Source organism: Traorella sp. mt218 (assembly GCF_055420025.1).
In genome coordinates this window covers 48,635-69,663 of record NZ_JBVAYM010000014.1, presented here as the reverse complement: position 1 = coordinate 69,663, position 21,029 = coordinate 48,635, and the positions used below count along the sequence as shown (strand labels likewise).

The following is a 21,029-nucleotide window of genomic DNA, read 5'->3' as shown; positions in this document are numbered from 1 at the left end:
AAAGGAATTTTTCATTAACAAACCGACATACCGCCGTCTACGGAAATCACTGCTCCGTTGATCCATGTTGCTTCGTCACTGCATAAGAATGCACAGATATTGGCAATTTCTTCAGGCTGTCCAAAACTCTTGACCGGCATTGCCTTGATTAAATTTGAAAGGCTTTCCTGGGCTTCATGATATTTTTGACCGCCAAGGGTAAGATTAGTCGCACATCCTCCCGGATGAACGATGTTACAACGGATATTGTTTTTCGCAAAACTAAAAGCAATACTTTTTGTCAAGCCTTCTAATCCTGCTTTGGCAGCTGTGTAGCTAGGTCCATGATTACCTCTTAATGCTGCATAGGAACCGATGTTGACGATGCTTCCGCCACCATTTTCAATCATGAGAGGCATGGCTTCCCGAAGGATTCTGAAAGGAGCCTTTAAGTCAATGTTCATGACCGTATCCCATCTTTCATCATCAGTTTCTAATAACGGATAGCTGAGATCATTGATGCCTGCAATGTTGCATACACCGTCCAAATGTCCATATGTTTCTTTAATAATATTTATCATATTCTTGATATTATCCAGATCTGTCACATCAGCAATCACAGGTGTTACATGTTCATGTCCACCCCAAACATTCAATACATCTTTATTGCGGTCAACCGCAACGATCAAAGCACCTTCAGCTTCAAATTTTGTGACGGTTGCTTTTCCCATGCCGCTAGCGGCACCTGTAATCAAAAAGACTTTGTTTTCAAGATGTTTATTCATTGTTTTACCTCCGTTCGCTCTTGATAAAATCATTATAAGATTTTAAAATGATCTTATCAATCATCAAAAAAACATCATATGTTGATTATTTGGAGGCATTATGAATCATAAAAAGAATAAACATTATCAACAAACCCATCAGCGAATCAAAGATACGCTTTTGAAACTCATTCATGAAAAGAAAAAAGTGAATATTGCACAGATTTGTCGTGATGTCGGGATCAATCGGACAACTTTCTATCAGCATTATGAAGATATCGTTGAACTATTTGAGGATGTTCAGTCTTCGATATTTAAACAATTAATCGAAACCTATGAGAACCAGCCTGTGAGGATTGAATTTATGTCATTTCGCTCTTATGAAATCTTTGCTGAGCATGTAAAGGAAAACAGGCATTTTTATAAACTTTATTTTGAAATGAATACGAACTTTCCTTTAAAAGACGGTCTAAAAGAAATGTGGGATACGATCATCTTACCTTATTTTCATGAGCGGGGTATTTATGATGGAGAGGTGATGTCATTACGTTTTGTCTGTTATCAGGCAGGCTTTACGATTACTTTAAAAAAATGGGTGGATCAGGATTGCCAACTTGAGATCCGAAAGGTCGCCCGGATTCTTTCAGAATGTTTAAAAATGTAAAAAAAGCAAATATTACTTTGCTTTTTGAGTTAATAAACGTTTGAAATAAATCACAAACATCGTAACGGTCGTACAGACAGCGATAAAATCAGCAACCGGTTCGGCCATAAATACTGCGTTTGCCTGATCAGTAAAGAGATTCGGTAAGATATAGATCAAAGGAATCAATAGGATAATTTTTCGTAAGACTGCCAGAAAAACGCTGGTCTTGGCATTGCCTAAAGCGATAAAGGTTTGCTGGCAGGCAATCTGTGCCCCAAACAGAAGGCTTGTTGCCATATAGATACGCAAGGCTTTCTGCGTATAAGCTGCAAGCTCAGGCTTATCGGTAAAAATGCTGACAAACAGCTGCGGCGTAAAGATGCTGAGTGCCCAAAGCGTCGTAGAATAGATCATGCAAACGGCCAAAAGATACATAAAGGCTTTTTTCACGCGATCTAAATTTCCGGCACCAAAATTATAAGATACGATTGGCTGGGAGCCCTGGGTCATGCCCTGAAGCGGCAGCATGGAGAACTGCATGACGCTGGAAAGGATCGTCATGGCACCAACAGCGATATCTCCTCCATACTTTAATAACGATGTGTTGAAGCAGACTGTGATGACGCTTTCTGTAAACTGCATGATAAAAGGTGATAGTCCTAAAGCGATACATGGAAGGAAAACAGCCGGACGTAATGTCAGATATTTTTTTCTCAGCTTCAAAGATGTTTTCTTTCCACATAAGAACAGAATGACCCATACACAGGAAACTGCCTGGGAAAGGATCGTAGCCAGTGCAGCCCCTTGAACACCCATATTTAACGGGAACATAAAAATAGGATCCAGGATGATGTTGAGGATGGCTCCGATCAAGATCGTTTTCATCGCTTCGGTAGAAAATCCCTGTGCGCTGATGAAAGCGTTGAGTCCTAATGTCAGCTGAACAAAGATCGTTCCGATCGCATAGATCTGAAGATATTCCCATCCATACTGTACCGTATTTTCACTCGCTCCAAAGAAGAGCAGCAGATCCCATCCGAAAATAAGAATCAAGGCTGTGGTGATGATGGCAATGACGATCAGCAGCACAAAGCTGTTGCCAAGGATATTCTCAGCTTCATCGTTTTTCTTGCGCCCCATCATGATGCTGGCTCTTGGAGCAGAACCCATGCTGACAAGTGCCGCAAAAGCACTCACTGCCATGATGATCGGCATGGTCACCCCTACTCCTGTTAAGGCAACATCGCCGATACCTTCAATATGACCGATATACATACGATCGACCATGTTGTATAGAACGTTGATGATCTGTGCGACAATGGCAGGCAAGGCAAGCTTGAATAAGAGCTTTCCTACGGAACCATGTCCCAAATCAGCAGATTGATTCATGATATTCACCTCGCAATGTATTTATTATATCAGAAAAATAATATGAATCAGAATATGATTTAAGAGAAAACGGACAAAAAAAGAAAATTGTTTAACTAAAACGCTTTCACATGATGTATAATAAAACTATCAGGAGGGAATCATATGATTTTAGAACAATATAATAGATGGCTGAACCATCCGAATATTGATCCTGCTTTAAAAGAAGAGCTTTTAAACATGGATGAAAAAACAAAAAATGATGCTTTTTATACCAATATTGAATTTGGAACAGCAGGTATGAGAGGTCTTTTGGGGGCAGGGACCAATCGTATTAATATACATACGATTCGCAAAGCCAATGTCGGTTTTGCTAACTATATCTTGTCTTTAGGCGAAGATGCAAAGAAGAAGGGTGTTGCCATAGGCTATGACAATCGTCATATGTCCCATGAATTTGCGATGGACAGCGCAAAAGTGCTTTCTACTTTTGGTATTACGACTTATGTATTTGAAAGTCTGCGGCCGACACCGGAATTAAGCTTTGCGGTACGTCATTTAGGATGTGCAGGCGGTATCATGATCACAGCTTCTCATAATCCAAAGGAATATAACGGATATAAACTGTATGATGATAAAGGCTGTCAGCTGGTACCTGCTTTGGCGAATAAAGTGATTGCGCTTGTCAATGCGGTAGAAGATGAGCTGGCCATTCAGACCGATAATGCCGATGAGTCATTGATCCATATCATCGGGAAAGAGGTTGATGAAGAATACTACAAAAATGTTTTGGCGATTCAGCTGAATCCGGATGTGGATAAAGAAGGGATCAAAATTATTTTTACACCTCAGCATGGTACGAGCAATATTCCTGTGAAGGAAATTTATAACCGTACGGGATATCATTATGTAGCGGTCGAGGAACAGTGTACGCCGGATCCTGATTTTTCAAATACGCCGACACCGAATCCGGAAGAACCGGTTTCTTATAACCTGGCGTTGGAATATGCGGCAAGGGAAAATGCGGATATCGTGTTAAGTTGTGATCCGGATGCGGATCGTATGGGTGTTGCCGTTAAGCATCATGGCGAATATGTTCTTTTGACAGGAAATCAGTCAGGATCTGTTTTAATTGAATATATTTTCTCACAGAGAACTGAAAAAGGAAAAATGCCGAAAAACGCAGTAATGTTCAATACGGTCGTTACCAGTGATTTAGGTGAGAAGATTGCTTCTAAATATGGTGTCGAAACCGAAAAGACATTGACAGGTTTTAAGTTTATCGGTGAAAAGATTGCGAAATATGAAGTATCGCATGAAAAGGAATATGTATTTGGCTATGAAGAAAGCTATGGATCGCTGATATCACCATTCGTACGTGATAAGGATGCACCTCAGGCTTGTTTGATGCTTGCGGAAGCAGCCTGCTATTATCATGCACAAGGAAAAACGTTAGTCAATGTGCTGAATGGTCTGTATGAGGAATTGGGTACATATCAGGAAAGCCAGACATCTCTTTCCTTAGCAGGGCAGCAAGGCGCTATGCGTATCAAGGAGATCATGGCTACGTTACGTGAACATACACCAGAACAAATTGCAGGAACTGCTGTTGTCGCATATGAGGATTACAAGACGCTGAAGCGTGTTGAAAACGGACAGGAAAGAGATTTAACTGGTTTTACTCAATCTGATGTATTGAAATTCTATCTCAAGGATGGCAGCTGGGTGGCTGTCCGTCCAAGCGGTACTGAACCAAAATGTAAATTCTATTATTGTGTAAAAGGAAATTCCATTCAGGAGGCTAAAGATAAAACGGTTGCCTATCAGAAGGCAATGTCTGATGCTATCCAATAGAGAGCAGGTGAAAGCAATGGATTTAAAAGAATTTTTTGAAGGAAATATGTGCAATGCCTATGAATATTTTGGCGCACATATTGAAGATGACGGTGTTGTTTTCAGAACCTATGCGCCTCATGCTCAGAATATTTATGTCATCGGAGATTTTAATGACTGGACGGACAGTGAAGGATCAAAGATGAAGAAAATTGATGAAAGAGGTGTTTATGAGCTTTTTATTGCGGGGGCTAAAAAGGGGCAGCTATATAAATTTCGCATTGTCCAGGCGTTAGGAAATGTGGCTGATAAAGCAGATCCCTATGCCTTTTACTCACAGCTAAGACCGGATACAGCCTCGATCATCGAAGAAATTCATACACCTGTCTTCAAGGATTCAAGGTGGATGAAAAAGCGTACGCGTAATCTTGATCAGCCGATGAATATTTATGAGATGCATATCGGTTCATGGAAAAAACCGAAAGATGGCCGTGAATGGTTCAGGTATGATGAGATTGCAGATGAGCTGATTGATTATGTCAAGAAGATGAATTATACGCATGTAGAATTCATGCCTTTGAATGAATATCCTTTTGATGGTTCGTGGGGCTATCAGACAAGCGGTTACTTTGCGGTTACGAGCCGTTATGGAAAGATCAATGATTTAAAGAAGCTGATCAATCGTCTGCATCAAAACGATATCGGTGTCATCATGGATTTTGTACCGGTACATTTTGTCAAAGATAACTACTCTTTGAATTATTTTGATGGTACACCTTTATATGAGTATGACAATGATAATGATGCCAATTCTCAATGGGGCACGAGCAACTTCAATCTATGGCGGGAAGAGGTCCGTTCCTTCCTGATGTCAGCGGCCAATTATTGGCTGGATATCTTCCATGTGGATGGCTTGCGCATGGATGCGATTGCGAACATGATCTTCTGGCAGGGCAATAAGGATAAAGGTGTGAATGAAGGGGCATTATATTTCATCAAGCGAATGAATAATAATCTCCATAAGCTTCATCCGGAAGCATTTCTGATTGCAGAAGATTCCAGTGATTTTCCAAAAGTTTGCGCTCCATCATGGGATGGCGGTCTGGAATTTGACTATAAATGGGATCTGGGCTGGATGCATGATACGCTGAAGTATTTGGAGAAGGATCCGATCTATCGCCAGTATCATCACAATCAGGTGACGTTTTCCATGGCTTACTTTTATTCTGAAAAGTTTATTTTGCCTTTGTCACATGATGAGGTCGTTCATGGCAAGCATACGATCATAGATAAGATGTGGGGCAGTTATGAACAGAAATTTGCTCAGGCAAGAACCTTGTATATGTATATGATGACCCATCCGGGAAAGAAATTAAATTTCATGGGCAATGAAATTGCTCAGTTTCGGGAATGGGATGAAACGAAAGAAAATGACTGGTTCATGTTGGAATATCCGATGCATGATTCCTTTAGCAATTACATTGCTGATCTGAATAAGTTAGTTATCGAAAATCCTGCCTTTTATGAACTTGATTATTCATGGGAGGGATTCAAATGGATCGATGCCGACAATAAGGCTGATAATATGTTTATCTATCAGCGTATGAATGAGAACCAGAAGTTTATCATCGTCTTAAACTTTTCACCAAATCATTATGCCAATTTCAGGATTGGTGTGGAAAAGAATTCAACACTGAAAGAAGTATTGAATACAGATACAGATATTTATAGTGGCAGTAACATTAGAAATAAAAAAGCTTTGCGTACGAAAAAAGTACCTCATAACTTTTTAGATTACAGCTGTGAAATTGAAATTGCACCTTTCAGTGGCATCGTTTTTGAAGTGAAAGAAATAAAATCGAAAAAATCTGTATGATTATGAAAGAGCTATATCAAACAAATAGCTCTTTTTTTATAAAATCATAAAATTTTACAAAAAATATATCATTATATAATAGATTATGATATAATTAATATATATAAAATATCAATATTCTTTAAATAGTTTCATTTTGAATATCAGGATTAAAAACAAAATGAAAATAGAAAGAATAATAGAAAGGAGAGATAAAATTATTGAATAAGGTTTCAAATTTTTGGATTTATCTTATGATCTGAATGAAAGTGAGGGAAAATATGAGCAAAAATGAAATGATTCAGTTCGTAGATGGAGAATTAAAATTAGATGTAAAAGTAGATCTTGAAAAAGATACAGTATGGTTAAATCAAAAACAAATTGCTGAATTATTTAATATTGATAGGACAGTTGTGGGCAGACACATTAGAAATATTTTTAAATCAGGTGAGCTTGATGAAGAAAGCATGTGTGCAAATTTTGCACATATGGGTAAATTGAACTTACAGGATTATAATGTGAAATACTATAGTCTTGATGTTATTTTAGCAGTGGGTTACAGAACAAATTCAAAACAAGGGATAGCTTTCAGAAAGTGGGCATCAAAAGTTCTCAAGGATTACATGGTTCAGGGATATGCAGTGAATGAAAAAAGACTGGCTGCCCTTCAACGTAAGCTGGAAGTACATAAATCTCTTATTTCCGGTATTGCTGATATGGCTGGACTGGAAGCAAATGATATTCTTCAAGTGATTGAAACCTATTCTCAGGCATTAGATCTTTTGGATGATTATGATCATCAGCGGATTATTAAGCCTCAGGGAAGAGATACCATTGCTTATTTAACTGAAGATGAATGTCGAGAAGTGATTCAAAAAACAAAGTTTTCTAAGCAATCAGATCTATTTGGAAAGGAAAGAAGTGAAGGTATGTTGAGAGGAATATTGGATCAGATTCAACAGAATGTTTTTGGAAGAGAACTATATCCAACTCTTGAAGAAAAAGCAGCAAATCTTCTTTATATGCTTGTGAAAGATCATATTTATTTTGATGGAAATAAACGTCTGGCGGCTATTTTATTTCTTGAGTTTCTAAATCGGAATCATGCATTATTTGATGTTGATAGAAATATGGTTTTAAGTAATGATGCTTTGGTGGCGATAACATTGATGATTGCGGAATCGAAACCGGAGGAAAAAGAGATGATGGTTGATATCGTCATGAATTTATTAGTACCATCGATCATATAAAAATGAAATGGAAATAATTTCTTATTGTTGGTGTAAGCAGTGTTTCATCAATGAGGGGCTAAAAATATTATGAAAGAGCCTAATGAAAAGTCTTTTATCGCAAAAAAGACTTTTTTTCATGCCTAAAAAGTGTTAAAATCATAGCACTACGGGAGGTAATTATGGGATATAAATTTAAAGACAAGGAAGAGTTTAAAGAAGAATTTAAAACGAGAATTATCGCAAAATATGGCCGTTCCATAGAACAATCCCACATCACTGAAAAGTATATGGTACTTGGGACAATGATCCGTGACTATGCCGCTATGAATTGGAAGGCTAGCAAGGAAGAAATTGCCAAGAAAAATGAAAAACAGATGTATTATTTTTCTATGGAATTTTTAATTGGCCGATTACTGACAAACAATCTGATGAATTTAGGCATCTATGATATCGTCAAAGATGGTTTGAATGATTTAGGTATTGATATTAATGAGCTGGAAGAAATGGAAAGCGATGCTGGCTTAGGTAATGGCGGTTTGGGCCGTCTTGCTGCCTGTTTCCTTGATTCATTAGCTTCATTGGGATATGCAGGACATGGTAACTGCATTCGTTATGAATATGGTCTTTTCAAACAGAAGATCGTAGATGGCAAGCAGGTTGAGGTCCCTGATCAGTGGCTGAAGCTGGGAAATGTTTGGGAAGTAAGAAAACCAAAACATGCTGTCAATGTTAAATTCTATGGTACAGTGGAAATGGAAATGGATATCTATGGAAAGGCGAAGATCAATCATGTTGGAGCACAGATCATTCAGGCCGTTCCATACGATATGGAAGTAGTAGGACATAATACGAATTTAACGAATACCCTTCGTCTGTGGAGTGCTGAGCCGGCAGAAGACGCATCTAATTCACAGGAATTCAGTGAATATATCCGTGATGTCATAGCAATCAATCAGAATGTTTATCCGGATGATTCAACAGAAGCAGGAAGATATCTGCGTTTGAAACAGCAATATTTCTTTGTGTCAGCAGGTCTGACGGCATTGATCAAAGCTCATCTTCGTGTGTATGATACGTTGGATAATTTCGCAGAGAAGAATGCGATTCAGTTAAATGACACGCATCCGGTATTAGCTATTCCGGAATTAATGCGTATCCTGATGGATGATTATCTGTATGAATGGGATGATGCGTTTAGGATCGTTCAGGAATCAGTGGCTTATACCAATCATACCGTGTTATCAGAAGCATTGGAAAAATGGCCGGTGAAGATGATTCAGACATTATTGCCTAGAATCTATATGATCATTGAAGAAATCGATCGTCGTTACTGCTACGATCTCAACTATAAATATTACCGTCCTGACCTGATTAATTCAACAAGGATCATCATTGACGGACAGGTACATATGGCTCATCTTGCAATCATCGGTTCTCATTCTGTTAATGGTGTAGCTTCTTTACATACACAGATTTTGATCAATGATGTTTTCAAGAATCAATATGCGATCGAACCGCAAAAGTTTAATAATAAGACCAATGGTATCACGCATCGCCGTTGGCTGGTATATTCAAATCCACAATTAAAAGCCTTATTAGATAAAACAATCGGAAGCAGTTATATAGATCATCCGCAAGATCTGGAAAAACTCATGAATTATGTAGATGATGTCCAGATCCAAGAAGAATTCTTACAGGTAAAGCTTGAAAGAAAGAAGATTTTGGCTGCTTATATCAAAGAGGTAACAGGAATAGAAGTGGATATCAATTCAATTTTTGATGTTCAGGCAAAGCGTCTGCATGCTTACAAACGTCAGCTCCTGAATGTCATGCATATCATCTATCTGTATCAGAAGATGAAGGAAGATCCGAATTTCAAGATCTTCCCACGTACCTTTATCTTTGCGGCAAAGGCAGCTCCGGCTTATACATTTGCGAAAAAAGTCATTCAGCTGATTCATGCGATTGCCGAAAAGGTGAATAATGATCCGGAAATTTCACAATATATGAAAGTTGTCTTTATTCCTAATTATGGTGTCAGCATTGCGGAAATATTGATGAATGCAGCGGATGTCAGCGAACAGATCTCTACGGCAGGAAAAGAAGCCAGCGGTACAGGTAATATGAAATTTATGATGAATGGTGCCATTACTTTGGGAACACTGGATGGAGCCAATGTGGAAATCGTTGACCGTGTCGGCTATGACAATGCTTTGATCTTCGGATTAAAGGTAGAAGATGTAGAAACGATGAAGCGTGCAAATTCTTATAATGTATGGGATTACTATAACCATATTCCGCATTTAAAGAAAATCGTTGATTCATTTATCGATGGTACATGGGCTGAAAACAGGGATGAGTTTAAGATCATTTATGATGAATTGATGTTTAAGAATGATGAATATTTCCTGTTAGCTGATTTTGATGCATATCAGGCAACTCAGGCACGCATTCGTGAGCATTACAAAGATCGTCATCACTGGGCCAAGATGTGTTTGGTGAATATCGCAAAGAGCGGATATTTCTCAAGCGATCGAACGATCGAGGAATATGTACGGGATATCTGGCATTTAAATAAGATCACAGTTAAGTAGACCTCTGTCATAGAGGTCTTTTTATATGAAAACTGAAAAAAGATTTGGAAATAACTCCAAACCTTTGTGAATAATATTATATTATATCTTCTTTATCTGTATGTAGGCATTGCCGAAAGATATGATAAGACATGTGAAAATGACGATATCTGCATAATTTCGGGAAATGTTGCCGGTGACGTATAAAATAACCAATATGATTAAAATAAAGGCAGATATGATTCTAAATACATTTTTAGGAGTCATATACTTCCACCTCAAATTTCCATACGACAGCTGAGTTGGCTGCTTAAAGTAAAACTTGAAATCAGATTTTTTGTTTCATTCGCATGTATCTTAACTTCTGTTAAGATTTTGTTTGTTTCAAGAATGATGCATACCTGTCTTATATTTCTGTTAATGAACATATGTCCCTTCCTTTCCATTCCTCTGATTTCATTTTAACACGCCGTATTTTGGATGTAAATACAAAGTGAATGATGAACCTTATAATCAAATAAATCTTACTTTATTACTAGTTTTTTTTGATATGAAGGTGTTACTTTTCATCCTTGTATTTTGAGAGTATAATGTTTAAAAAAGAGAGGGCTTGATATGGAAAAATTAGCATTGAAGGATTTTTTAAAGTACCGTTTCATCAGTAATCTGAAGCTTGGTCAAGATGGCAGCTGTGTATTTGCACTTCATGAGTGTGATGAGGAAAATAACAGCTATCGCAATAATTTGTATATGTTGAAGGATGGTGAATGTCGTCCGCTTACTCAAAGTGGTAAGGATGGACAATTTCAATTTATCGATCCGGTAACGCTTTTATTTATCAGTCATCGAGAAGCATCAAAAGATGAAGAAGAAAAAACTTCATTTTATAAGATTTCATTAGATGGAGGAGAAGCTATCAAGGCTTTTGATGTACCGTTCGTAGTTGCTTCTTTTGAATGTATCTCAAAGGATGTGTATTTATTAGCTGTGCGATATGATAAAGACTATTCTTATGGGGATGATTGCCGGATTAAAGAAGAACGTCTTAAGCGCAAAAAAGAAGATGAGGATTATGAGGTTTTCACGAAAATTCCTTTTTATTTCAATGGTGCCGGTTTTGTAAGCAATACGATCATCCGTTTATATCTTTATGATGCCTCTGTTGATGAATTAACAGCAATCACATCAGATGAGATCAATGTATCATCCTATCGGTTGAATAAAGAGAAGAATGAGGTCTTGTTTGTTGCGAATGAGGATTTAAAGAAAACAACGGATAAAAATAGTATCCAGGTTTATTCTTTTGAAAATAAGTCTACATCAGTCCTGCTTCCTGAAAAGGAGTATCAGATTTCCGATGCCTTTTACTTTAATGATCATATTTTATTCATAGGAAATTGTGAATGGAAGCATGGAAGAAATGAGAATGAGCGTTTCTTCTTATTGGATGATCAAGGAAATATTTCTCTTTTCTATGACAATGAGATGAGCCTTTGGGGAAGCGTAGGCAGTGACTGCCGCTATGGTGGAGGAATTTTTATGAAAGCAGATCAAAATATCCTCTATTATATTTCGACTGTCAATGAAGATAGTGTCATAATGTCCTTGAATGCCGATAAGCAATGCAAAGAAGTCGTGCATATCAGCGGCAGTGTTGATTGCTTTGATGTTTGTGACGGTAAGCTTATGTTTGTAGGTATGAAGGATGGCAAATTACAGGAGGTTTATGAATATCAGGATGCTCAGGTCATTCAGAAAACCTGTCTGAATGAGGATGTCTTGAAAAATAAATATGTGAGCGATTATGAAGAGGTAAGATTTGTAAATGATGGAATTGATTTTGTTGGCTGGGTCTTAAAACCGGTTGACTATGATCCAAATAAAACATATCCGGCTATTCTGGATATTCATGGCGGCCCTAAAACAGCTTATGGCAAGGTGTTCTACCATGAAATGCAGGTATGGGCCAATCTTGGTTATTTTGTGTTCTTTACCAATCCAAGAGGCAGTGATGGCCGAGATAATGAGTTTATGGATATATTTGGTAAATATGGCACGATCGACTATGATGACCTGATGAAGTTTACCGATGCTGTGCTTGAAAAGTATCCGGCTATTGATAAAGCTCGTTTAGGTGTTACCGGCGGCAGTTATGGTGGTTTCATGACAAATTGGATCATCTCTCATACGAATCGCTTTGCATGTGCGGCAACACAGCGTTCCATCAGTAACTGGATCTCCTTCTATGGTACCAGTGATATCGGACATACTTTTGCATCCGATCAGATACATGGCAACATCTTTGATTCTTATGAAAAATTATGGGAGCATTCACCGTTGAAATATGCAAAGAATATTCAAACACCGACTCTTTTTATCCACAGTGATCAGGATTATCGCTGTCCGCTGGAACAGGGCTTGCAATTATATACGGCAATGGTTGATTTAGGAATTGAGGCTCGATTTGTTCTTTTCCATGGTGAAAATCATGAGCTCAGCCGCAGTGGCAAACCAAAGCACCGTGTAAGAAGATTAGAAGAGATTACGGCTTGGATGGAAAAATATTTAAAATAAGGAAGGACGTTGATCCTTCCTTTTATTCATGAAGCACAAATCGGTATAGTGCCTTTGCAACTCCGCTTTGGGTATTGGCACAGGTAACATATGTGGCCTCTTTTTTGATCCTTTCTTCGGCATTATCCATAGCTACTGAAATACCTGCAGCTTTAAACATATCTACATCATTTTCACCATCACCAAAAGCGATTACCTCATCCTTTGATAAACCTGCTTCTTCCATATATCTTCTTAAGGTCTGGCCTTTGCTGATGTTCTTAGGTGTGATCTCAAGCATTCTCGGACAAGTACGCACGACCTGATAATTTTTTAAATCATTTTTGATCGTGGCTTCGATCTGATCCAAATAATCGGCATTATGACTTATATTGACCTTATTTAGCTTATCTCTGTCAATTTCCTGAAAATTCTTGATCAGTTTCTGATTGGGATAGCCGCTTCGATTATCACTGATCCAGCTCCATGCCCCACGGACCCAAGGATAATCATCCGGCAGCTTTCTTCTTTCCCGTTCTTCTCTTTTATAAATATATAAAACATCCGGGATATAACAATAAAAGCCATCATCAAAATATACCTGTATCTCAACATCAAAGGCTGACAGATAATTGCAGATATCCAGGACTTCATCACGATGCAGCTGTTGAAAGATCCTTCTTTTATTAGTTTTAGGATCATAGATGGCCATCCCATTGACTTCGATCAGTAAACCGCCATATTCATTTAGATGAAGCTTTTGGGCATAAGGAAGCAGACGGCGATGACTCCGCCCGCTTGCCAGGATGACCTGAATGCCCTTTTGCTGGGCGGTCATCAAGGCCTGAATATTTTCCATGCTGATTTCATCCTTATAATCCAGCAAGGTTCCATCCATATCAGTTACGATAAGCTTTATAGACATAGATCATTTTCTCCTTTTTAAAATCTAAAAGTATCATATCAAAAAAAACTCCTGTTTTCCATACCGGAAAAACAGCAGCCTTTTATAATAAATATCCAATAATAGGTCCGATGACCATGGCAGCACAGATGAGCAGTAATATAATTGCTTTGACCTTTCGTTTGATAAGCATCACTCCTTGTTAATAAATTATAACTTTTTGAGAGAAAAAGTAAATACTTTCGAATGAAGTTTGGTATAATGAAGGCAAGAGGTGATGATATGCTTGAAAAAGCTCAGCTGCATGAGATATTAGAAGCTTGTTTATCAAGCGGAGGTGACCATGCGGAAATATTTGAAGAAAGAAAGGTAACGCATCAATATTCTCTTTTAAACGGGAAAGTGGATAATGCAAACAGCGGCATGATTTATGGAGCCGGAATCAGGATCTTTCATGGAAATGAATCGGTCTATGGTTATTCCAATGATACTTCTATGGAAAATATGATGCATATGGCTGAAAAGCTTGCCCAGTCATTTGAAGGTGAAAGAAAAGAAATAACCTTTGAATTAAAAGAAGTTGTCTATGAAAACAAACATCCGATCAAGATCGATCCGGAAAATGTATCAAGTGATAAGAAGATCGAACTTGCTCGCAAGGCATCATTGGCAGCAATGAACTATGATGAAGTGATCAAAAAGGTCATGGCTTCTTATTTGGATGAAAAGCAGGAAGTAGCGATCTCGAATACCGAAGGAAAATATATTCGTGATACTCGTATTCGTACTCGTTTGGCAGTGCAGGCGATTGCGATGGAGGGCGATAAGATGGAAACGGGCTTTTATGGTCCCGGAGCATCCAAAGGTCTGGAATTTTATGATGAGATCGATGTGGAGGAAGCCGGTCGTGAGGCGGCACGTATTGCTAAGACAATGCTGTTTGCGGATGAGTGTCCAAGCGGAACGATGCCGGTCATCATTGATAATGGCTTTGGTGGTGTGATCTTCCATGAAGCTTGCGGACATGCACTGGAAGCAAGTGCGGTTGCGAAAGGACAGTCGGTATTCTGCGGCAAGCTGAATGAAAAGATTGCCAATGAAAAAGTCAGTGCAGTCGATGATGGTACGATTCCGAATGCATGGGGTTCTGCGAATATTGATGATGAAGGAAATTTCACAAAACGCAATTTATTGATTGAAAAAGGTATCTTAAAAGGATATATGGTGGATAGCCTGAATGGCAGAAGAATGAATATGCCATCTACTTCAAGCTCAAGAAGACAGTCTTATAAATATGAAACGACATCCCGTATGACCAATACTTTTATTTTGCCGGGAGAAGATGAGCTGGAGGATATGATCAAGGATACGGCTTATGGTCTTTACTGTAAGTCCATGAGCGGTGGCAGCGTTAATCCAAGCACCGGTGATTTTAACTTTGCCGTCCAGGAAGGGTATCTGATCCGGGATGGCAAGATCGTTAAGCCGGTGAAGGGTGCCAGCCTGATCGGCAATGGTGCAGAAACACTTTTGAAAATTGATCGTGTCGGCAAGAATCTATCGCGTGCCCAAGGAATGTGCGGTGCCAGCAGTGGCAGTATTCCGACAGATGTCGGACAGCCTGCAATTCGTGTGAGCAGCATGATCGTAGGAGGAAGGGAGTAAGCTATGAATACACAGAAATTGATTGAAAAAGCAAGGTCAGCCGGCATTGAAACAATTGAGATCTATATTCAAAAGGCTGAAAAAGAATCTATCAATGTCTATGAACAAAAGGTGGATAGCTTTACGATCGCACAAAGCGGCGGTTTAGCGATTCGCGGTCTGTATCAGGGAAAGATGGGATATTGCTTTTTAGAAGAAGATAGTGATGATAATATAGACTTATGTATCGAAATGATCAAATCTAACGCACAGGCCATTGAAAGTGAAGATAGTGCCATGATTTATCAGGGGGATAAGAATTATCCTGAAATTGAAAAAAGCGTCAGTCATATGTCTGAAACGAGTGTTACAGATAAGATCAATTTTTTGAAAGAAGTAGAAGAAAAACTGTTGAATGCAGATGAACGGATTTCACAGGTCATGGAAACGATGATGGAAAGTGAAAAAGCCGAAACAAGGATCGTTAATTCACTGGGAATGGATATTTCCAAGAGTGATGAAGTTTGTGTTTTCTATGCAAATGTGCTGGCTAATGAAGAAAATGATCATAAGTCGGCTTATGAGATCCGAGTATTGAGGGATATTGAACATTATGATGTAGATGCATTCGTGGCTGATCTGAAAAACAAAGTGCTCAGTAAATTAAATGCCGTTCAGGTAAAAAGCGGTAAGTATAAGGTCATCTTGAAAAATGAGGCAATGTGCAGCCTGCTTGGAGCTTTATGCGGACTCTTCAATGGTGAGAATGTTTATAAGGGAATCAGTCAGCTCAAGGATAAATGTGGTGAAATGATCTTTGATGAGAAGATTACGATCAAGGATGATCCTTTGAAAAAAGATGGTTTGTCAAGCAGTCCATTTGATGATGAAGGAGTGGCCTGTTTCACTAAGACGATCGTGGATCATGGAAGACTGAAGATGTTTCTGCATAACCAGAAGTCTGCTGCCATGATGAAGTGTGAATCAACAGGTAACGGCTTTAAGAGCGGGTATGCATCAAGCGTAGGTATTTCTCCTACCAATTTCTATATTGAAAATGGAGAAAACAGCTTTGATGAGCTTTTAGCGATCATGAAAGACGGCTTGGTCATCGATGAATTAAATGGCCTTCATGCAGGCCTGAATCCTATATCAACAGATTTCTCACTGCAGGCCAGCGGTTATCTTGTGGAGAATGGAAAGATCACTCGTCCGGTCAATCTGATTACCGTTGCAGGTAATTTCTTAAGCATGATGAAAGAGGTAGAAGCCGTAGGCAATGATACCTATGATTCTTTGTCAGGCATCAGTTCTCCATCTTTGCTGTTGGATGAATTATCGATCAGTGGTGAGTAATATGGATGAAAGAGTAGAAATACGGGATCTCATAAAAAATAATGAAACAATTCTTTGTGAAATGAAGCCGGATAAATTCTGTTACTGTTTTCTGCCATCATTAAGAATGCTTCCTATTGCTGTCATATGGGGCTGTATTGATATCATATTCATTGTTAATTTTTTACATTTTGCTTCCGGTTTGATGCTTTTATTTCTTATCGCATTCTTCGCTATTCATCTTTATCCGTGTTACAGCGTATTTACTTCTTTTATAAGAAGGCGTATCGAATGGGAAAATGTACGATATGCTGTTACCGATCATCGTGTGATACAAGTAGGCGGAGCCTTAGGAGTCGAAGTGCGAAGTATTGACCATCATGAAATTGATCATGTAAATATTACGATGGGTCTGATTGAAAAGCTTAGACATGTCGGTTCGATCCATATTACAAGTGATTCAGGTAAGATTGATTTCATCGGTATTGATAATCCTGTAAAGGTTTATAAGATGCTGACTAAAACAAGCTTCGATGTCAAGAGCGATATCGAATATCCAAATGCTTTGCGTCCTGATAATAATCCGGGTTATCAGACAAAGTATGATAATAAAGAATAATAAAAAAACAGTAATCATTAAGATATACTAAATATCTTTATGAATTACTGTTTTTTTTGCATTATAATTGAGTTGTTCGTATCATTTCGATAAGTGTCTTAACAAAATCTTCATATGAAGATTGATGACATAGTTTTGTAACATTGCTGGCATTATATAAAATTTCTACTAAATAATCAAAAGTTTGAGAGAATACTTTTCGTTCTTCTTTTTGAATGCCTAACATAAATATTATTTTGATTTTTTTATGTTCCCAATATAATCCTTGTCTAATTATAGCCACAGAGATAAAACTTTTTTTAGTGTGATGAAGAGAATGAGGAATAGCAACCTCGCCATAAGTAGTGCTTGACATTTTTTCACGTTGTAAAATATCATCAGTCAAAGCATCATCTGCATAACCTAATTGGATAACATTTTTTGACATCTCAATGATGGCTTGTTCTCTGTTAACAAATTTCGGATTTATTAAAAAGAGGTCATAATGAAATAATGATGATATAGCTTTAATGATATTATTAATTTTTTTATCATTTTGAGCATTGGAAATATAATTTTTAATTTTTTCAAAATCGTTTTCATCAGCAAATGGTTTTATTACAGCTACTGGTATATCTAATGATAAAGGAATTGTACTGATGACAAAGTCAAGATTATCAGGGAGAGAACCTAATTCAGTAGCTGATATGATAGTAGTAACGAATAAGTGATCTGAGAATCTTTCAATTATTTTATTTATAGAGGGTAAGTATAGCTGTAGGTATTTAGAATACACAAATGCACATGATACAACGTCGGCCAATTTTATGTGATTTTCTAAATATCCACCAATATGAAAAGAAATAAAAGTAATTTCGGCTTCATTAATAATGACATTATATTTTTTACTTATATTTCTTGCTAGAAAGACTGAAATATCATATATCAGAGGATAATTTTCTTTTATGGTTAGGGTCATCGGATTTTTTGCAACATAGCCTTTTTTTATACGATCAAGCATGTTACTGATATGAATGGCAAATTGTAAAATGAAACTATCTGGAAACGTATCTAAATAGTATATAGAAGAAACTTCGTAAAGTAATGTTTTTGATAGTTGAACATATTGATCATCCAATGTAAATTCAAGTTGATGATCATTTTGAATTAGAGAGTTCGGATATCTTGTATTACCAATGATTATAATATATAAATTTGTTAGTTCTGCATTATTTAATACAAGGTTAAATGAATTTTTTATATATTCAGATATTTCTAAAGTGGCACATTTCCTTTTGTCATTTGGATCACCTACAAAAGAACCTAAATTGTCTATATTATTTTCACTGCGTATGCGATCTATTGTAATGATTAGATGAAAAATTATATTATTAAAAGCATATTCATCTGCAATTAGTTGATTTTTTTCAAGTATTTTATGAATAGGTTCATTAAAATTAGAAACATTATATTCACCTTGAAGAATCGAAAGCTTACTTCCAAACTTTATTGAATCACTTCCCATATCACTTAATAAATAATTCATCAATTTTCTTTTTTTCTGCTCATTTCCAATTAAAATGATGTTTCCATGTTCTCTTCTAATTTGTAAATCAAAATCAGAAAGTGTTCTTTTTACTTTTTTTAAATCATTCTCTAAAGTTGTTTCACTAATGAACATTTCATCACACAAATCATAGATATTGATTCCTTGCGGTAAAATAATCAGTTTTTGAATGATATAGGTGGTTCGCGTATTACCACTAAATTCAATTGAATTTTTGTTTATTATATCAGGGATTTTTTTTAATCGATATCCATAATAAGATGATTCAATGAGATTTTCATCACTTTCTTTTAATTCACGAATATATTTTCTAATCTGTCGTGATGAAACAGACATGGCTTTAGCTAGTTCTGATGAACTAGTCCATGAATCTTTTGATAATAAATGAATGATCTTTTTTAAATCTTTTTTCATTTTCTTACCTCTTACGGTAAAATTATAACATTACAAATAACTAATTCCAAAATACAATATATTCCTAAAGATAGGAACATAATGTTAATTCCTAAGTTTAGGAATTAACATAAGTTTGCGATGAGTGAATAATATTTTATATAATGCAACTATCAAAGAACTGCAGATCTTTAGATTGGAGGATTTATGAAAAATATTCTTATTGTTTGTAGTGCTGGTGCTTCTAGTGGATTTCTGGCAAAAACAATTAGACAAGAAGTTGCGAGAAGAAATCTCCCTTTAAGCTTTAAAGCAAGAAGTTATTCTGAGGCCGAGGAATATATGGAAGAGATTGATTTGCTTTTAGTAGGACCTCATTTGTCTTATATGATGAATGATTTCATCGAATTAGGTAAAGAATATGGTATTCCATCGGAGATGATTAGTAAAGAGGCGTATGGATCTATGGATGCAGACGCCATCATTGATACAGTAGTAAATCATTTTAAAAATAAAGGAGAAAATTTATGAAAAAATTAATGGACTGGATGACAAATGTTCTGGCTCCAAAATTAAACAAAGCAGCAAATAATGTTTATATAGCATCTTTACAAGAATCAATCATGTCAGTAATGCCTTTTATCTTTATTGGTACAATTTGTACGATTTGGGGAATCTTACGTGGATATTTTCCTGATTTGCCAGATATTGGAATTATTAATAATCTAACATTTGGTTGTTTATCTGTATATTTAGCCTTCTTGATACCTTACACGATCTTGATGAAAAAAAGACTTAGAAAAACAAGCAAACAAGCAGGTATAACTGGAATAGCATTATTTTTTATTGTTACAAATGTACAGATAGCTGAAGGTAATTTTGTTGCTGTTTTAAACGCCTTGGGAGCAGGCGGAATGGTTGCATGTATTATCAGTGGTTTATTTGTTGGTGTTGTGATGTCAAAATGTGCTAAATTTTCATTTTTTAAAGAAGATTCAGCTATGCCAGATTTTATCATTACTTGGTTTGACACTTTAATTCCAATTTTCCTAATTTTACTACTAGGATGGTTTATTGTTTATCAATGCAATATTAATTTATATAATTTAATTACAAGTGTATTTGAACCAATTATAGGAGTTGTAGAAAATCCATTTGTATATGTATTATTTAATTTCTTTATTTATTTCTGTTATACATTTGGTATATCTGTTTGGGTGGTTTATCCAATTACTTCTGTAATTTATTTAAATAGTATTGCTGCAAATGCGGCAGCAGTAGCTGCAGGAGGAGCACCTACAAATATCTTTGTACAGGAAACGTTTTCTATTATGAATGTAGGAGGAAGTGGTGCAACACTAGCTTTAGCCGTTATGTTTACATTTATGGCAAAATCAAAACGTTTAAAGACAATTGGAAAAACAGTAATAGGACCAAGTATTTTTAATATTAATGAACCATTGATTTATGGTGCACCAGTGGCTTTTAATCCAATTTTAATGATTCCTATGTGGATTATTGGAATTGTTTTCCCAACACTAAATTATATAGTCTTTAAATTGGGTATTGTTCCTATTCCATATAATGTTAACCAAATATGGTATCTTCCACGACCTATTTATGGATATTTAGTAACTAATTCGTGGTTAGGATTTGTATATGTATGCGTGTTATTTGCGGTCAGCTTTGCCATTTATTATCCATTTTTCAAAATATATGATAAACAAGTTTGCACAGATGAAGCAAAAAAATTAAAGGATAATAATACTTTGGAAGATTAAGGGG

At 36.7% G+C, this 21,029-nt stretch carries 16 protein-coding genes; 11 read left to right on the top strand and 5 right to left on the bottom strand.

All coding sequences use genetic code 11. The features are described 5' to 3' along the window. Positions 1-14: 14 nt before the first annotated feature. On the bottom strand, positions 15-764 hold the full coding sequence (locus ACZYT3_RS08430; protein WP_464088328.1) for an SDR family NAD(P)-dependent oxidoreductase: 750 nt from the start codon (positions 762-764) through the stop codon (positions 15-17). A 100-nt stretch (positions 765-864) separates the two neighbouring features. Here ACZYT3_RS08430 and ACZYT3_RS08425 point away from each other — a divergent pair, with 100 nt between their 5' ends. Then, positions 865-1,407, top strand: coding sequence for a TetR/AcrR family transcriptional regulator (locus ACZYT3_RS08425; protein ID WP_464088327.1), 543 nt, complete (start codon positions 865-867; stop codon positions 1,405-1,407). 12 nt (positions 1,408-1,419) lie between these two features. Here ACZYT3_RS08425 and ACZYT3_RS08420 read toward each other — a convergent pair whose 3' ends face one another. Beyond that, positions 1,420-2,778 (bottom strand): MATE family efflux transporter, encoded by a 1,359-nt coding sequence (locus ACZYT3_RS08420; protein WP_464088326.1) that lies wholly within the window; start codon positions 2,776-2,778, stop codon positions 1,420-1,422. Positions 2,779-2,922: 144 nt separating this feature from the next. Here ACZYT3_RS08420 and ACZYT3_RS08415 point away from each other — a divergent pair, with 144 nt between their 5' ends. The 4 genes from ACZYT3_RS08415 (at position 2,923) to ACZYT3_RS08400 (ending at position 10,271) form a co-directional block, all read left to right on the top strand. Beyond that, positions 2,923-4,611: a phospho-sugar mutase gene (locus tag ACZYT3_RS08415; RefSeq protein ID WP_464088325.1), complete on the top strand. Its 1,689-nt coding sequence runs from the start codon at positions 2,923-2,925 to the stop codon at positions 4,609-4,611. A gap of 16 nt (positions 4,612-4,627) precedes the next feature. Beyond that, complete coding sequence (glgB, locus tag ACZYT3_RS08410; RefSeq protein ID WP_464088324.1) at positions 4,628-6,466, top strand: 1,4-alpha-glucan branching protein GlgB; 1,839 nt, start codon at positions 4,628-4,630, stop codon at positions 6,464-6,466. Between the two features lie 260 nt (positions 6,467-6,726). Next, a complete protein-coding gene (gene rhuM / locus ACZYT3_RS08405; protein WP_464088323.1) occupies positions 6,727-7,695 on the top strand; it encodes a RhuM family protein in 969 nt (322 codons plus the stop codon). 161 nt (positions 7,696-7,856) lie between these two features. Then, positions 7,857-10,271 (top strand): glycogen/starch/alpha-glucan phosphorylase, encoded by a 2,415-nt coding sequence (locus ACZYT3_RS08400; protein ID WP_464088322.1) that lies wholly within the window; start codon positions 7,857-7,859, stop codon positions 10,269-10,271. A gap of 257 nt (positions 10,272-10,528) precedes the next feature. Here ACZYT3_RS08400 and ACZYT3_RS08395 read toward each other — a convergent pair whose 3' ends face one another. Further along, positions 10,529-10,678 (bottom strand): hypothetical protein, encoded by a 150-nt coding sequence (locus tag ACZYT3_RS08395; RefSeq protein WP_464088321.1) that lies wholly within the window; start codon positions 10,676-10,678, stop codon positions 10,529-10,531. Positions 10,679-10,865: 187 nt separating this feature from the next. Here ACZYT3_RS08395 and ACZYT3_RS08390 point away from each other — a divergent pair, with 187 nt between their 5' ends. Next, positions 10,866-12,824, top strand: coding sequence for an alpha/beta hydrolase family protein (locus ACZYT3_RS08390; protein ID WP_464088320.1), 1,959 nt, complete (start codon positions 10,866-10,868; stop codon positions 12,822-12,824). Positions 12,825-12,846: 22 nt separating this feature from the next. Here the strand turns inward: ACZYT3_RS08390 and ACZYT3_RS08385 are convergent, their stop codons facing one another. Beyond that, a complete protein-coding gene (locus ACZYT3_RS08385) occupies positions 12,847-13,728 on the bottom strand; it encodes an HAD family hydrolase (RefSeq protein ID WP_464088319.1) in 882 nt (293 codons plus the stop codon). 261 nt (positions 13,729-13,989) lie between these two features. Between ACZYT3_RS08385 and ACZYT3_RS08380 the strand changes: the two genes are divergently transcribed. The 3 genes from ACZYT3_RS08380 to ACZYT3_RS08370 are packed head-to-tail and all read left to right on the top strand — an operon-like array spanning position 13,990 to position 17,305. Continuing rightward, on the top strand, positions 13,990-15,372 hold the full coding sequence (locus ACZYT3_RS08380; RefSeq protein ID WP_294561155.1) for a TldD/PmbA family protein: 1,383 nt from the start codon (positions 13,990-13,992) through the stop codon (positions 15,370-15,372). Between the two features lie 3 nt (positions 15,373-15,375). Further along, a complete protein-coding gene (locus ACZYT3_RS08375) occupies positions 15,376-16,707 on the top strand; it encodes a TldD/PmbA family protein (protein ID WP_464088318.1) in 1,332 nt (443 codons plus the stop codon). Position 16,708: 1 nt separating this feature from the next. Beyond that, a complete protein-coding gene (locus ACZYT3_RS08370) occupies positions 16,709-17,305 on the top strand; it encodes a PH domain-containing protein (RefSeq protein WP_294561153.1) in 597 nt (198 codons plus the stop codon). A 61-nt stretch (positions 17,306-17,366) separates the two neighbouring features. Here ACZYT3_RS08370 and ACZYT3_RS08365 read toward each other — a convergent pair whose 3' ends face one another. Beyond that, a complete protein-coding gene (locus ACZYT3_RS08365; protein WP_464088317.1) occupies positions 17,367-19,265 on the bottom strand; it encodes a BglG family transcription antiterminator in 1,899 nt (632 codons plus the stop codon). A gap of 186 nt (positions 19,266-19,451) precedes the next feature. Here ACZYT3_RS08365 and ACZYT3_RS08360 point away from each other — a divergent pair, with 186 nt between their 5' ends. Together ACZYT3_RS08360 and ACZYT3_RS08355 are read left to right on the top strand one after the other, a co-directional pair. Next, entirely contained in the window at positions 19,452-19,775 is a 324-nt protein-coding gene (locus tag ACZYT3_RS08360; RefSeq protein ID WP_464088316.1) for a PTS sugar transporter subunit IIB, read from the top strand. After that, a complete protein-coding gene (locus ACZYT3_RS08355; RefSeq protein ID WP_464088315.1) occupies positions 19,772-21,025 on the top strand; it encodes a PTS sugar transporter subunit IIC in 1,254 nt (417 codons plus the stop codon). Before ACZYT3_RS08360 ends, ACZYT3_RS08355 begins: the two co-directional genes overlap by 4 nt. Positions 21,026-21,029: the final 4 nt, after the last annotated feature.

Coding starts and splice junctions, on each gene's coding strand:
- glgB (WP_464088324.1), top strand. CDS start 4,628: ATGGATTTAAAAGAATTTTTTGAAGGAAATATGTGCAATGCCTATGAA.
- ACZYT3_RS08360 (WP_464088316.1), top strand. CDS start 19,452: ATGAAAAATATTCTTATTGTTTGTAGTGCTGGTGCTTCTAGTGGATTT.
- ACZYT3_RS08385 (WP_464088319.1), bottom strand. CDS start 13,728: ATGTCTATAAAGCTTATCGTAACTGATATGGATGGAACCTTGCTGGAT.
- ACZYT3_RS08430 (WP_464088328.1), bottom strand. CDS start 764: ATGAATAAACATCTTGAAAACAAAGTCTTTTTGATTACAGGTGCCGCT.
- ACZYT3_RS08380 (WP_294561155.1), top strand. CDS start 13,990: ATGCTTGAAAAAGCTCAGCTGCATGAGATATTAGAAGCTTGTTTATCA.
- ACZYT3_RS08370 (WP_294561153.1), top strand. CDS start 16,709: ATGGATGAAAGAGTAGAAATACGGGATCTCATAAAAAATAATGAAACA.
- rhuM (WP_464088323.1), top strand. CDS start 6,727: ATGAGCAAAAATGAAATGATTCAGTTCGTAGATGGAGAATTAAAATTA.
- ACZYT3_RS08415 (WP_464088325.1), top strand. CDS start 2,923: ATGATTTTAGAACAATATAATAGATGGCTGAACCATCCGAATATTGAT.
- ACZYT3_RS08375 (WP_464088318.1), top strand. CDS start 15,376: ATGAATACACAGAAATTGATTGAAAAAGCAAGGTCAGCCGGCATTGAA.
- ACZYT3_RS08390 (WP_464088320.1), top strand. CDS start 10,866: ATGGAAAAATTAGCATTGAAGGATTTTTTAAAGTACCGTTTCATCAGT.
- ACZYT3_RS08400 (WP_464088322.1), top strand. CDS start 7,857: ATGGGATATAAATTTAAAGACAAGGAAGAGTTTAAAGAAGAATTTAAA.
- ACZYT3_RS08355 (WP_464088315.1), top strand. CDS start 19,772: ATGAAAAAATTAATGGACTGGATGACAAATGTTCTGGCTCCAAAATTA.
- ACZYT3_RS08420 (WP_464088326.1), bottom strand. CDS start 2,778: ATGAATCAATCTGCTGATTTGGGACATGGTTCCGTAGGAAAGCTCTTA.
- ACZYT3_RS08395 (WP_464088321.1), bottom strand. CDS start 10,678: ATGTTCATTAACAGAAATATAAGACAGGTATGCATCATTCTTGAAACA.
- ACZYT3_RS08365 (WP_464088317.1), bottom strand. CDS start 19,265: ATGAAAAAAGATTTAAAAAAGATCATTCATTTATTATCAAAAGATTCA.
- ACZYT3_RS08425 (WP_464088327.1), top strand. CDS start 865: ATGAATCATAAAAAGAATAAACATTATCAACAAACCCATCAGCGAATC.